This is a genomic window from Muricoccus nepalensis, from assembly GCF_006438825.1.
Classification (GTDB): domain Bacteria; phylum Pseudomonadota; class Alphaproteobacteria; order Acetobacterales; family Acetobacteraceae; genus Roseomonas; species Roseomonas nepalensis.
On record NZ_RCZP01000005.1, the window covers coordinates 19,580 to 32,960 of the forward strand.

The 13,381-nt window shown below is 72.6% G+C and carries 12 protein-coding genes; 4 read left to right on the forward strand and 8 right to left on the reverse strand.

The window, feature by feature from the left end; all coding sequences use genetic code 11:
- Positions 1-84: 84 nt before the first annotated feature.
- Complete coding sequence (locus EAH89_RS07640; RefSeq protein WP_140882215.1) at positions 85-402, forward strand: hypothetical protein; 318 nt, start codon at positions 85-87, stop codon at positions 400-402.
- A 94-nt stretch (positions 403-496) separates the two neighbouring features.
- On the opposite strand, the gene EAH89_RS07645 is transcribed toward EAH89_RS07640, so the two are convergent.
- The 7 genes from EAH89_RS07645 to EAH89_RS07675 form a co-directional block, all read right to left on the reverse strand.
- Positions 497-1,243, reverse strand: a complete 747-nt coding sequence (locus EAH89_RS07645; protein WP_140882216.1) for a carbonic anhydrase — start codon at positions 1,241-1,243, stop codon at positions 497-499.
- Positions 1,244-1,406: 163 nt separating this feature from the next.
- Positions 1,407-1,931, reverse strand: coding sequence for a translation initiation factor IF-3 (gene infC, locus EAH89_RS07650; protein WP_140882217.1), 525 nt, complete (start codon positions 1,929-1,931; stop codon positions 1,407-1,409).
- Between the two features lie 156 nt (positions 1,932-2,087).
- On the reverse strand, positions 2,088-4,049 hold the full coding sequence (gene thrS / locus EAH89_RS07655) for a threonine--tRNA ligase (RefSeq protein WP_140882218.1): 1,962 nt from the start codon (positions 4,047-4,049) through the stop codon (positions 2,088-2,090).
- Positions 4,050-4,256: 207 nt separating this feature from the next.
- Positions 4,257-5,261 carry a catalase family peroxidase gene (locus EAH89_RS07660; RefSeq protein ID WP_140882219.1) on the reverse strand — a complete coding sequence of 335 codons (1,005 nt, stop codon included), beginning with the start codon at positions 5,259-5,261 and terminating at the stop codon, positions 4,257-4,259.
- Between the two features lie 109 nt (positions 5,262-5,370).
- The gene (gene purU / locus EAH89_RS07665; RefSeq protein WP_140882220.1) at positions 5,371-6,279 is read right to left on the reverse strand and encodes a formyltetrahydrofolate deformylase; all 909 of its coding nucleotides are present in this window, start codon (positions 6,277-6,279) and stop codon (positions 5,371-5,373) included.
- 133 nt (positions 6,280-6,412) lie between these two features.
- Positions 6,413-6,844, reverse strand: coding sequence for a CBS domain-containing protein (locus tag EAH89_RS07670; protein WP_140882221.1), 432 nt, complete (start codon positions 6,842-6,844; stop codon positions 6,413-6,415).
- Between the two features lie 131 nt (positions 6,845-6,975).
- On the reverse strand, positions 6,976-8,754 hold the full coding sequence (locus tag EAH89_RS07675) for a glucan ABC transporter ATP-binding protein/ permease (protein WP_140882222.1): 1,779 nt from the start codon (positions 8,752-8,754) through the stop codon (positions 6,976-6,978).
- A 298-nt stretch (positions 8,755-9,052) separates the two neighbouring features.
- On the opposite strand from EAH89_RS07675, the gene EAH89_RS07680 reads away from it, so the two are divergent.
- Complete coding sequence (locus EAH89_RS07680) at positions 9,053-10,093, forward strand: Bug family tripartite tricarboxylate transporter substrate binding protein (protein WP_140882223.1); 1,041 nt, start codon at positions 9,053-9,055, stop codon at positions 10,091-10,093.
- Between the two features lie 5 nt (positions 10,094-10,098).
- Positions 10,099-11,115, forward strand: coding sequence for a Bug family tripartite tricarboxylate transporter substrate binding protein (locus tag EAH89_RS07685; protein WP_140882224.1), 1,017 nt, complete (start codon positions 10,099-10,101; stop codon positions 11,113-11,115).
- Between the two features lie 27 nt (positions 11,116-11,142).
- On the opposite strand, the gene EAH89_RS07690 is transcribed toward EAH89_RS07685, so the two are convergent.
- Complete coding sequence (locus EAH89_RS07690; RefSeq protein ID WP_140882225.1) at positions 11,143-11,853, reverse strand: glutathione S-transferase; 711 nt, start codon at positions 11,851-11,853, stop codon at positions 11,143-11,145.
- Positions 11,854-12,107: 254 nt separating this feature from the next.
- Between EAH89_RS07690 and EAH89_RS07695 the strand changes: the two genes are divergently transcribed.
- Entirely contained in the window at positions 12,108-13,337 is a 1,230-nt protein-coding gene (locus EAH89_RS07695; RefSeq protein WP_140882226.1) for a polyhydroxyalkanoate depolymerase, read from the forward strand.
- Positions 13,338-13,381: the final 44 nt, after the last annotated feature.

A 13,381-nucleotide genomic window follows, 5' to 3' on the forward strand; every position in this document is an offset into this window, starting at 1 on the left:
CGGCATCGAAGAATCCGGGGGGCCGCGCGTTTCTTCCCTTGCCGTGACCGGCGAGCGGCCGGGCGGCACGAGGAGACAGGCATCATGACGAAGCCTTCGACGATGCTGCGCGGCGGCGCCTTCCTGCTTGGCATGGGCCTGCTGGCCGCCTGCCAGGGCCCCGCGGGGCCGGTGGACCTTTCCTCCCGGCGCGAGCGGCAGGGCGGGCCGATGACCGCGGCCACGCCCGCGCCGCTGATGACGGACCCCGCCGGCAACACGACGCGGCGCGAGGCGATCGGCGGGCCGCTCTCGCCCGGTGGCACGGGGGCGGTGGGGGTGGGCTCGCCCTCCTCCGCGCCGGCCCGCACGCTGAACCGGACGCCGGGGGTCTTCGACGACAACCGCGGGGCGCCGCTCTAGGCCCGGGCAGACGGAAGGCCGGTCGCTTCCCAGGCCGGGGAGCCACCGGCTTTCCGTGCTCCCCAGGCGGGGGCGGCGACGACGGGGGCGGCGACTAGATGTCCTCGAACCAGTCGACGTCGACGTCGCCGTCGTCGAGGTCGTAGCGGGCGGCGACGACTTTCAGCCGGTCGGCGCGGATGGCTTCCTGCGCGATGGCGCTCTGCGTCTTCAGGCGGGCCGCGACGCGGCGGGCGTTCGCGGTGACGGCGTCGTCGAGCGAGATCTCGCCGGAGAGGCCGCGGGCGGAGAGGACGGCGGGGATGATGGGCTGGATCATCTCGCCGATCATGCCGGGGTAGGTGGCGTTGCGCTGCACGACCGCCAGCGCGGCGGCGACGGCGCCGCAGTTCTCGTGGCCGAGCACGACGACCAGCGGGCAGCCGAGGACGCCGACGCCGTACTCGATGCTGCCGAGGGCGGTGGTGTCGACCGTGTTGCCGGCGTTGCGGACGATGAAGAGCTCGCCGAGGCCGCGGCCGAAGAGGAGCTCGGGAGGCACCCGGCTGTCGGAGCAGCCGACGAGGACGCAGAAGGGCGCTTGGCCGCGGGCAAGCTCGATGCGGCGCTCGCGGCCCTGGACGGCGCGGTAGGGGGCGTCCATCCGGAACTCGTCGTTGCCCTGCTTCAGGCGGGCGAGGGCCTGGTCGGGCGTGAGGTCCGTCTTGGGCACCGGGTCGGCCGCGCGGGCGGGCAGGGCCGCCGCGGCGAGCAGGCCGGCGGCAAGGCCGCCGAGGGCGCGGCGGCCTAGTGGGCGGGGATGGGGAAAGCCGCCGCAGCAGCGGCAGGGGTCGGTCTGCATGGCGTGTCCTCCTGGCGGGCCGGGCGCTGGTTTTCAGTCGCTCCCTTGGCCGGCACTAGAACGCCTGGGGACAGTCTGTCGACAGGAAGGTGGGTCGGGTTGCCGGCATGAAAAAGCCGGCCTTCCCGGGGGAAGGCCGGCGTTCCCGATCCGGGACGGGCCGCTACTTCGGCGCGAGGACCATGATCATCTGGCGGTTCTCGAGGCGGGGCATGGACTCCACCTTCGTCGCCTCGGCCATCTCGGTGCGGATGCGCTCGAGCACCTTCACGCCAAGGTCCTGGTGCGCCATCTCGCGGCCGCGGAAGCGGAGGGTGACCTTCACCTTGTCGCCCTCCTCGATGAAGCCCTTCATCTGGCGCATCTTCACTTCGTAGTCGTGGTCGTCGATGTTCGGACGGACCTTGATCTCCTTGATCTCGACGACCTTCTGGCGCTTGCGCGCCTCGTTGGCCTTTTTCTGCTGCTCGTACTTGAACTTGCCGAAGTCGGTGATCTTGCAGACGGGCGGCTCGGCGTTCGGGCTGATCTCGAGCAGGTCCATTCCGACGTCGTAGGCGCGGGCCAGGGCCTCGCGCGCGCTCATCACGCCCTGCATCTCACCGTCCTGGTCGATCAGGCGGACCTGGGGCGCGCGGATCTCCTCGTTCACCCGCGGTCCGTCGCGGGTCGGGAGGGTGTTGGGCATTGGGCCTCGGGCCAGGGTCGTCTCCTCTAGTGGTGTCTAGTCGTGGATTTATGGTGCGCGGTGGGTGCGTCTGCAACCTTCGCGTGGCGGGGTCAAGGCGGATTCGGGGGCACGTCCCGGCGACGGCGGGCGCCGCGCGGGGCGCGGCGTCCGGGGTTACGCCGCGGCGGCCTCCGGCAGGGGCTGCGGGCGGCCGTCGGGGGGCGCGGCATCGCTGAGCAGGCGGGCGATGGCGTCGGGGAGCGGCAGGGTTTCCTGCTCCCGGCCGGGGAGGCGGCGGAGGACGAGGTTGCGCTCCTCGGCCTCGCGCCGGCCGACGACGGCGAGGATGGGGACGCGGGCCTCGATGTGCTCGGCGACCTTGCGGTTGATCTTCTCGTTGCGGGTGTCGGTCGCGACCGAGAGGCCGGCGGCGCGCATCGCCTCGGCCACCTCCTCGGCGTAGGGGGCGGCGTCGTCCACGATGGAGGCGACGACGACCTGGACCGGGGCGAGCCAGAGGGGGAAGCGGCCGGCGTGCTCCTCGATGAGGATGCCGAGGAAGCGCTCGAACGAGCCCAGGATGGCGCGGTGGAGCATGACGGGGCGGTGCTTGGCGCCGTCCTCGCCGACGTATTCGGCGTCGAGCCGCTCGGGCAGGACGAAGTCGACCTGGAGCGTGCCGCACTGCCAGTCGCGGCCGATGGCGTCGCGGAGGACGAACTCGAGCTTGGGCCCGTAGAAGGCCCCCTCCCCCGGGTTCAGCTCGTAGTCGACGCCGGCCGTCGCGCAGGCCTCGCGCAGCGCGCCCTCGGCGCGGTCCCAGGTCTCGTCGGTGCCGGCGCGCTTGGCGGGGCGGTCGGAGAACTTCACGCGGAAGGACTGGAAGCCGAAGTCGCGGTAGATCGAGGAGAGGAGCCCCACGAAGCGCACGGTTTCCGAGGCGATCTGGTCCTCGGTGCAGAAGATGTGGGCGTCGTCCTGGGTGAAGGCGCGGACGCGCATGATGCCGTGGAGCGCGCCCGAGGGCTCGTAGCGGTGGCAGGCGCCGAACTCGGCCATGCGCCAGGGGAGCTGGCGGTAGCTGCGGATGCCCTGGTTGAAGATCTGGACGTGGCAGGGGCAGTTCATGGGCTTCAGCGCGAGGACGCGGTCCTTCTCGGACTCGTCCTCCACCGTCGCGATGAACATGCTCTCCCGGAACTTCTCCCAGTGGCCGGACTCGATCCAGAGCTTGCGGTCGAGGAGCTGGGGGGTCTTGACCTCGTCGTAGCCGGCGGCGTCGAGGCGGCGGCGCATGTAGTCCTCGACGGTGCGGTAGAGGCGCCAGCCCTTGGGGTGCCAGAAGATGCTGCCCGTCGCCTCCTCCTGGAGGTGGAAGAGGTCCATCTCGCGGCCGATGCGGCGGTGGTCGCGCTTCTCGGCCTCCTCCAGCATGGTGAGGTGGGCCTCGAGCTCCTTCGCGTCGCGCCAGGCGGTGCCGTAGATGCGGGAGAGGACGGGGTTGCGGTGGTCGCCCCGCCAGTAGGCGCCGGCGACCTTCTGCAGCTTGAAGGCGGTGCCGACGTCGCCCGTGCCGCGCATGTGCGGGCCGCGGCAGAGGTCGAGCCACTCGCCCTGGCGGTAGATCGAGATCGTCTCGCTCTCGGGGAGGTCGCGGATCAGCTCGGCCTTGAAGCGCTCGCCGCGGGCCTCGAAGAAGGCGATGGCTTCCTCGCGCGGCCATTCCTCGCGGGTGAAGGGGGCGTTGCGCGCGACGATCTCGCGCATCTTCGCCTCGATCGCCGGGAAGTCCTCGGGCGTGAAGGGCTGGTTGCGGGCGAAGTCGTAGTAGAAGCCGTTCTCGATCGCGGGGCCGATGGTGACCTGGGTGCCGGGGAAGAGCGCCTGCACGGCCTCGGCCAGGACGTGGGCGGCGTCGTGGCGGATCATGCCCAGCGCTTCCGGGTCGCGGCGCGTGATGAAGCGGAGGCGCGCGTCGGAGTCGATCGCGACGGAGAGGTCGCGGAGGGTGCCGTTCACCTCCATCGCCAGCGCCGCCTTGGCCAGGCCCGGGCCGATGGAGGCGGCGACCGTGGTGCCGGTGACGGGGCCGTCATAGGCGCGGACGGAACCGTCGGGCAGCGTGATCGCGGGCATGGGGGGTGGGCCGGGCCTTGCAGTGGTGGGAAGGGGTCGGGAGAGGTGGCAGGGGGCCCGGCCCAGGTCAAGCGCGGGGCGGGCAGGGCTGGGGCGCGGCGCCAGAGTGGTGCGCCGGTGGTGGGGCCGGGGTGGTGGGCCGGGGTGGTCGTGCCGGGCGGGCCGCGGGGCGGCGCCGCCCCGGGGGACGGCGCCGCGGGCGTCCGGCTACTGCAGGCGGCGCGAGAGGGAGACGGCGTAGGCGCCGGTGCGGGCCTGGAGCGTGGGGTCGTCGCTGTAGGTGACGCCCGGCGCCATGTCGAGCTGGAGGAAGCTGATGGGGTCGCAAGCGCCGCCGGGGCCGGGGGCGACCTCCGTGACGGCCAGGCGTCCGACCACCGCGCGCGGCCGGTCGTCGGGCCAGGCGATGGTGGGGTTGGTCACGTCGTCGCCGGGGGCGGCGAACTGCAGGACCATGTCGAACTCGACGGGGGCCTGCGCCACCCGCTGGCGCAGCTCGTCGGCGAGGAAGTTGGCGGGCTTGGTGCGCGTCTCCTCCTCGGTCAGGCGCTGGGTGCCGGCGGCGGGCTCGAAGCTCCAGCGGGCATGGCGCACCTGCCCGTCCGTGCCCTGGAAGCGGAAGGCGTTCACGCCCCAGTAGGGGGTGGTGGCCCAGCTCGCCGGCAGCAGGGTGGCCGCGAGCCAGCGGCCCTGGAGGGTGGTCGCGGGGTTGGCGGCGACGAAGGCGGCGACGGCCTGCGGGTTGGGCTGGCCGGTCGCGGGGTCGGGGCGGCGGGCGAGGAGGCCGGCCACCAGGGCCTCGGGCGTGGGCGAGCCGAAGATGGGGGCGGAGATGTTCGCCATGTCCCAGGTGTCGCCGGACGGGGTCTCGAAGCGGATGGAGAGGCTGCGCGTGGTGCGGCCGGTGTCGGGGCCGGCCGGGTTCCCGACGCCCACGCCGAAGCGGATGATGGTCGCCACGCGCTGGCCGTTGAAGACGGGGGCGACGGAGAGGCGGGTGCCCTCGGGCGTCGCGGTGAAGTGGCCGGCGGCGCAGGTGCCCTTGGCGTGGCTCGGGCGGTTGGCGCGGATCGGGCCGAGCACGGCCTCGAAGGCCTCCACGATCGCCTCGGAGGAGGGCGGCTCGGCGCGCGCCCCCGCCCATAGGCCGGGCAAGGCGAGGAGCGCGCCGGCGGCGAGCGTCACGGCGAGGGCGCGGGCGGGGATGGGCATGGGGGGTTCCTGGGGCCTGGGGGGACCGAAGCTTAGGGGGAGGCGGGCCGCGGCTGGCAAGCCCCTTCTCCCGTCTCGTCTCCGGCCCCGGCCCCGGCCGGGACGGGCCTCAGTTCCGGAACACCACCGTGCGCGACCCGTTCAGCAGCACCCGGTCCTCGAGCTGCCAGAGCACGGCGCGGGAGAGGACGCGGCGCTCGATGTCGCGGCCCTGGCGGACGAGGTCGTCGGGCGTGTCGTTGTGGGAGATGCGCTCGACGTCCTGCTCGATGATCGGGCCCTCGTCGAGGTCGGCGGTGACGAAGTGGGCGGTGGCGCCGATGAGCTTCACGCCGCGGGCCTGGGCCTGGTGGTAGGGCTTGGCGCCCTTGAAGCCCGGCAGGAAGGAGTGGTGGATGTTGATGCAGCGGCCGGCGAGCTTGGCGGCCAGGCCGTCCGACAGGACCTGCATGTAGCGGGCGAGGACGACGAGTTCCGTGCCGGTCTCGCGGATGATGCGCCAGATCTCCGCCTCCTGCTCCATCTTCGTGGCGCGGGTGACGGGGAGGTGGTGGAAGGGGACGCCGGCGAAGTCGAGGTGCTGGTAGGTCTCGCGCGGGTGGTTGGAGATGATGCCCGCGAGGTCCATCGGCAGCTCGCCGAGGCGCCAGCGGTAGAGGAGGTCGGCCAGGCAGTGGTCGAACTTCGAGACGAGGACGACGACGCGGCGCCGCTCCCCGGGGTCGCGGAGCGTCCAGCGCATGGCGAAGCGCTCGGCGACCGCCGACAGGCCGCCGCGCAGCGCCGGGGCGTCGAGGGCGCCCTCGGGGTGGTCGAGGGTGATGCGGGCGAAGAAGCGGCGGCTCTCGACGTCGTCGTACTGCTGGGCGCTGCGGATGTTGCCGCCGTGCTCGAAGATGCAGGTGGCGACGGCCGCGACGATGCCGGGCCGGTTCGGGCAGGAGAGGGTGAGGACGTGCTCGGGGCGCGGGGCGGCCGCGGCGGTGGCGGCGGGTGCGGGGACCGGGGCGTGCGGCATGCGGGGGCGGACCTGTCGGAGGGGGCGCGCCGGAGGCACGGCGCCGCCCCGCCCCTTGCCACCAAGGGGGCCGCCCCGGAAGCCCCCCCGGCGGGCTTCTCGCGGGCTTCCTCGGGCCTTCTCGCGGCCGGGCTCAGCCGGTGGTGACGTACTCGCGCAGCGCCGCGGCCTCGGTCACGGCCTCCTCGATGCGGGCCTTCACGAGGTCGCCGATGGAGACGATGCCGCGGAGCTTGCCGTCCTCCATGACCGGCAGGTGCCGGACGCGACGGTCGGTCATCATCTCGAGGGCGCGGGTGATCGGCGTATCGGGGGTGGCGGTGAAGAGCTTGCGGGTCATGACGTCGGCGGCCGTGCGGCCGTCGAGGACGCCGTCCTCCTCGGCGAAGGCGCGGACGATGTCGCGCTCGGAGACGATGCCGAGGACCTCGCCGCCCTCGTCGCGCACGAGGACGGCGCCGAGGCGGTGACGGACGAGGGTGCGGGCGATGGCGGCGAGGTCCTCCCCCGGCGCCACGCCGATCACATCGCTGCCCTTGTTGCGCAGGATTCTCGCAATGGTCATCGCAGCCTCCCCTTAGCCGGTTGTGGAGGGGATCGTGACAGGTGAGAGGGGGGCGGCCGCAAGCGGGAAAGCGGCGCATCACGGCGCCGTGAACTTTCGGTAATGCGCCCGCCCCCTCCCCGGCCCGGCGGTCAGGCGGCGACGCTCGCCTTCTTCTGCTCGGCGCCGGAGAGCTGGGTGCGGACGAGCTCGGCGAAGCGGCCGCCGAGGGAGACGAGCTCGTCGAAGGAGCCGCGCTCCACGATCTTGCCGTGCTCGAAGACGAGGATCTCGTCGGCGTCGCGGATGGTCGAGAGGCGGTGGGCGATGATGAAGGTCGTGCGGCCGGCCATCAGCGCCTTCAGCGCGATCTGCACGCGGGCCTCCGTCGCGGCGTCGAGGGCGCTGGTGGCCTCGTCGAGGATGAGGATGGGCGGGTCCTTCAGCAGGGCGCGGGCGATGGAGAGGCGCTGCTTCTGGCCGCCCGAGAGGCTGATGCCGCGCTCCCCCACCCGCGTGTCGTAGCCCTGGGGCTGGCGGGTGATGAAGTCGTGGGCCTCGGCCATGCGGCAGGCGTGCTCGAGCTGCTCCTGCGTCGCGTCGGGGCGGCCGATGAGGAGGTTCTCGCGGATCGTGCGGTTGAAGAGCATCGCGTCCTGGAAGACGACGCCGACGTTGCGGCGGAGGCTCTCGAGGCTGATGTCGCGGAGGTCGTGGCCGTCGATGGTGACGCGGCCGTTCACGGGGTCCCAGAGGCGCTGGAGAAGGGACATGGCGGTCGACTTGCCGGCGCCGGTCTGGCCGACGAGGGCGACGGTCTTGCCGGGGTCGGCCTCGAAGGCGACGTCGTTGAGGATGAGGCCGCCGCCGGGGTAGCCGAAGGCGACGTGGTCGAAGAGGACGCGGCCCTGCACGCGCGGCAGGTCGAGGGCGCCGGGCTTCTCGGGCACGGTGCTGCGGGCGTCGAGCACGCTGAAGACCTCGCGCAGGCCCGGCACCTGGCGGAGCAGGGTGGAGACGAAGCCGACCGCGCCCTCGAGCCGGCCGATGAGCATGGTGGCGAAGCCCATGAAGGCGACGATCTCGCCGACCGACGCCTGGCCGCGCATGTGCAGCCAGGTGCCGAGGATGAAGATGGTGATGACGCTGAGCGTGCTGGCCGAGCGCGTGAGGACGGAGACGACGGCCCACCAGTTGAGCACGGGGAACTGGTGGTCCAGCACCTGGCGGACGATGTCGCCGAAGAGGCGGGCCTCGGCGTTCAGGCGGGTGAAGGACTGCACGACGACGACGTTGGAGAGCGCGTCCTGGGCGTTGCCGGCGAGCTGGCTCTGGTAGTCCTCGACCTGGGCCTGGGCCTCCTGGGTGCGGCTGACGACGAAGGCGGCGACGGCGCAGAAGACGACGACGAGCACGAGCAGGACGATGGCCAGCCGCCAGTTCATGAAGAAGGTGAGCGGCAGGAGGATGATGGCGGTGATGAAGGTGGTCAGGTGCTCGCGGAAGAAGGAGAGCCAGATGGAGAAGAGGTGGTCGGTGCCGACGAGCATGACCTTCATCAGCCGGCCCGAGGCGGTGTCGCCGTGGAAGGAGAGCGGCATGGCGAGGACGTGCTGGAAGTAGCGGTGCATCACGGTCAGGCGGTTGCGGTGGGCCATGCGGTCGGCCAGCAGGCTGACGGCGACGTTGGCCGCGATGCCCGTGACGCCGACGGCGGCCCAGACGATGAGGAGGGAGATGGCGGAGCGCCAGACGACGTCCTGCGGGAGGCGGTCGGCGCTGGTGAGGACGTCCACCACGCGGCCGAAGAGGACGGGCTCCAGGAACTGCAGGCCGGCGAGGGCGAGCGAGGCGAGGGCGAGGCCGATGGCGACCCATTTGTCCGGCGCCAGCAGGCCCAGCACCCGGGCATAGGTCTGGAGGAATCCCATGCGGTTCGTCTTCCTTGCGCTGTGGCCCGGCGTCCCGGGACGCGGCGGCGGTCTGCGACGGGGCCAGCCTTCGGCGGGCCGGGCCGAGCCGGGCCCTTCCGCAACGCCGAAGGACGGCCGGGGCTGCATCAGCCACCCCGGATCGCCCCGCGGTGCAAGCCCCCGCCCGAACACCCTTGCAGGAGGCCTTGCAAGCGGCCGGCGGGGCGGGCACCTGTTCCGGGACCGCCGCGACGCGGGCACGGGGCGCGAGACCCCGGCGACAGACCCTGGCGCGGCGCGGCGAAGGAGGTTGTCCATGAGCGTATCGCGCCGTGCCCTGCTGGCGGCCCCCGGGATCGTGTCCCTCGGGCTGGCCGCGCTTTCCTCCCCCTTCGGCTCGGCCGCGCGGGCCCAGGGGGCGACGGCCCCGGGCGCGGCGGGCTGGCCGAATCGCCCGGTGCGGCTGATCGTGCCCTTCACGCCGGCCGGCACGACGGACGTCGCGGCGCGGATCCTGGCGGAGCGGCTGCAGGCGCATCTCGGCCAGCCCTTCACGGTGGAGAACCGGGCCGGCGCGGGCGGGAACGTGGGGGCGGACGCCGTCGCGAAGGCGGAGCCGGACGGCTACACGGTGCTCATGCAGGCGATCTCGAGCGGGGCGATCAACTACACGCTCTACGGCGGCCGCATGCCCTACCGGCCGGAGGATCTCGCGGAGGTCGGGCTGGTGGTGCGGGTGCCCAACGTCATTTTCGTGACCAACGCCCTGCCGGTGCGGAGCCTGCGGGAGCTGGTCGCCTACGCGAAGGCGAATCCGGGCAAGCTCAACATCGGCTCCTCGGGCGCCGGCACCTCGCTGCACGTCACGGGGGAGCTGCTGAAGATGGAGGCGGGGATCGAGATGACCCACGTGCCCTTCCGGGGCGCGGGGCCGATGCTGGCGGAGGTGATCGCGGGGCGCGTGCAGGTGGCGGTGGACAACCTGCCGTCCGCGATCGGGCACCTGCGGGAGGGGCGGCTGCGGGCGCTGGCGGTGACGACGGCCGCGCGCACCCCGGCGCTGCCGGACTGCCCGACCACCGCCGAGGAGGGGCTGCCGGGCGTGGAGGCGACGGCCTGGTTCGGCATCCAGGCGCCGGCCCGCACGCCGCGGCCGATCGTGGAGCGGCTGGGGGCGGTGATCGACGCCATCGTGAAGGAGCCGGCGACGCGGGCGCGCATGGCGGACCTCGGGGGGATGATGCCCGACCTCACGCCCGAGGGCGGCACGACGCCCGCCGCCTTTACCGCCTTCGTGCGGGCCGAGACGGCGAAGTGGGGCGAGGTCGTCCGCAAGTCCGGCGCAACCGTGGAGTGAGCCTTATGAACCATCCGACGAACCGCTTCCCGCTGACGCGCCGCGCCGCGCTGCTGGCGCTGCCCGCGATCGGGGCGCCGGCGGTGCTGCGGGCGCAGCCCGCCTTCCCGAACCGGCCCATCCGCATCATCGTGCCCTTCCCGGCCGGGGGGGCGACCGACCTGACGGCGCGGGTGGTGGCGGAGCGGATGCCGGCGCTGCTCGGCCAGGGGGGCGAGCCCTCGCGCTTCCCGGTGGTGGTGGACAACCGGCCGGGCGCGGGAGGGAACCTCGGCAGCGACGTGGTGGCCAAGGCGGACCCGGACGGTCACACGATCCTCTGCTGCACCATCGGCACGGCCAGCATCAACCAGTTCCTCTACACGAAGCTGCCCTACGACCCCGCGCGCGACCTGGCGAGCGTGGCGATGGTGAACGAGGTGGCGAACGGAATCGTCGTGGCCGCCGATTCGCCCTTCCGCACGCTGGCCGACCTGCTGGCCGCGGCGAAGTCGCGGCCGGGGGAGCTGAACTACGGCACGCCGGGGAACGGGACCTCGGGGCATCTCTGCGGCGAGTACCTCAAGACGAAGGCGGGGGTGAACCTCACGCACATCCCCTACCGCGGCACGGCGGGGGTGATCCCGGACGTGCTGGGGGGGCGGGTGGAGGTCGCGATTGACAACCTCCCGGGCTACCTGCCGCACATCAAGGAGGGGCGGATGCGGGCGCTGGCGGTGACCTCCTCCGCCCGCTGGTTCTCGCTGCCCGAGGTTCCGACCGTTTCCCAGGCGGGGGTGCCCGATTTCGAGGCGGTGGCCTGGTTCGGCTTCCAGGCGCCGGCGCGCATCCCCCGCCCCGTGCAGGAGCGGCTGGCGGAGGCGGTGCTGGGGGCGGTCGCGGAGCCGGCGACGGCCGAGCGGCTGCGCGAGATCGGCAGCGAGCCCAAGCCGCTCGGGCCCGCCGCCTTCGACCGCTACATCGCCACCGAGAACAGCAAGTGGCGGGAGGTGGTGCGCGCCGCGGGGGCGAAGCTCGACTGAGGAGTCCGAGCGAGGGCCGGGGCGGGGTCAGAACTCCGCCTCGACCTCCAGCTCCTGGATGGCGGGGTCGGGCTCGTCGAGGGCGGCGGCCAGCCACTCGGCCATCGGCTCCCACTCCATGATGCGCTGGGCGTAGGCGGCGCAGGCGCCGGCGAGCGGGACGTCGTAGGTGAGGAAGCGGGTGACGACGGGCGCGTACATGGCGTCGGCGACGCTGGGGCGGCTGCCGAAGAGCCAGGGGCCGCGCCAGGTCTCGAAGCATTCCCGCCAGATGAAGAGCACGCGGTCGATGTCGGCCTGGGGGCCGGCCCAGACGCGGAAGCCGGGGCGGTGGGCGCGGAGGTTCATCGGCAGCGAGGCGCGCAGCGCCTGGAAGCCGGAATGCATCTCGCCCGAGATGGAGCGGCAGCGGGCGCGGGCGGCGCGGTCCGCCGGGAGCATCCCCGCCTCCGGCCGGATCTCGTTGAGGTAGCCGGCGATGGCGGTCGTGTCCCAGATCCGCAGGCCGTCGTGCAGGAGGCAAGGGATGCGGATGGAGGAGGCGCGCATCAGGAGCTCGGCGCGGGCGGCGGGGTCGTTCACGTCCACGGTCTCGACGGTGAAGTCGAGGCCGGCCATGCGGGCCAGGAGGAAGCCGCGGAGCGACCAGGAGGAGTAGTTCCGGCTGCTGATGAGGAGCCGGGCGGGCTCGCGCCCGTCCTCCCTCCGCGGTGTCCTGGGCTGTTCGACCTGTGCCATGGGGGGGACCTTCCTGTGGCCGGGCGGGGCCGGCGAGGAAAGCTTATGCGAGAACTGTTCCGCCGGCCCGCTCTCGTTCTATGTATGGGAACAGAGCGGTTGTGCCGGCCACGGCGGACACCCGCGCGAACAATACGATTCACAAACTGTTGACCTACCGGGAGGATGCTCTCACCATTCTCGACTGTGATCAAACCCCTGACCCTGGTGGGCCGTTCCTCCATCATGCGCCCTTCCGACACGAACCATCCGGCATGATCTACCAGCTCTGGCAGGCTCAGCAGGACTTGCAGCTTCCCTTCCGGATGTTCGCCGAGAGTGCCGGGCGTGTCCTGAACAGCCTCGAGCCGGTGGTGGCGGCCATGCCGCTGGCGGCCCCCTTCGTCCGCCGGACGAGCGCCGCCCTGGAGATGGTCGCGCGGTCCCGGACGACGCATTCCCGGCCGGGCTACGACTTCACCACCGTGCGGGTCGGCAACCGCGACGCGGAGGTGACGGAGGAGGCGGTCCTCGAGACGCCCTTCGGCACGCTGCTCCGCTTTGCCAAGGACACCTCCGTCCAGCAGCCCAAGGTGCTGGTGGTGGCGCCGATGTCCGGCCACTTCTCCACCCTGCTGCGCGGGACGGTGGAGGTGCTGCTGCCGGACCACGACGTCTACATCACGGACTGGGCGAACGCGCGGGACGTGCCGGTCTCGGCCGGGACCTTCGGCTTCGACGAGTTCACGTCCCACGTCATCCGCTTCCTTGAGGAGCTGGGGCCGGGGAGCCACGTGCTGGCGGTCTGCCAGCCGGCGCCGGCGACGCTGGCGGCCGTCGCGATCATGTCCGAGGACCGCAACCCCGCGACCCCCGCCACGATGACGCTGATGGCGGGGCCCGTGGACACGCGGGTGAGCCCGACCAAGGTGAACGAGCTTGCGCAGTCGAAGCCGATCGAGTGGTTCGAGAAGAACCTCATCGGCACGGTCCCCGGGCGCTACGCCGGGGCGGGGCGCCGGGTCTACCCGGGCGCGATCCAGCTCCAGGCCTTCATGGCCATGAACGTGCAGCGCCACATCCGCGCGCACCGGAACCAGTTCGCCAATATCGTCGCGGGCAACGCGGAGGCGCAGGCCGCGCATCGCCGCTTCTACGACGAGTACTTCGCGGTGATGGACCTGCCGGCCGAGTACTTCATCGAGACGGTGCGGCGGATCTTCCAGGAGCACGACCTGCCGGAGGGGCGCCTCACCTACCGTGGCCGGCCCGTGCGGCCCGAAGCGATCCGGCGGACGGCGCTGCTGGCGGTGGAGGGCGAGCGGGACGACATCTGCGCCATCGGCCAGACCATGGCAGCGCTGGACCTCTGCCCGAACATCCCGCTGGCGAACCGCTTCTACCACCTGCAGACAGGGGTGGGGCACTACGGGGTGTTCAGCGGCAAGCGCTGGGCGAACGAGGTCTACCCGAAGGTGCGGACGCTGATCGAGGCGCACAGCTAGGCGGGATCACGCCGCGGAGGATATGGCCGAAGGGCTGGGCGAGG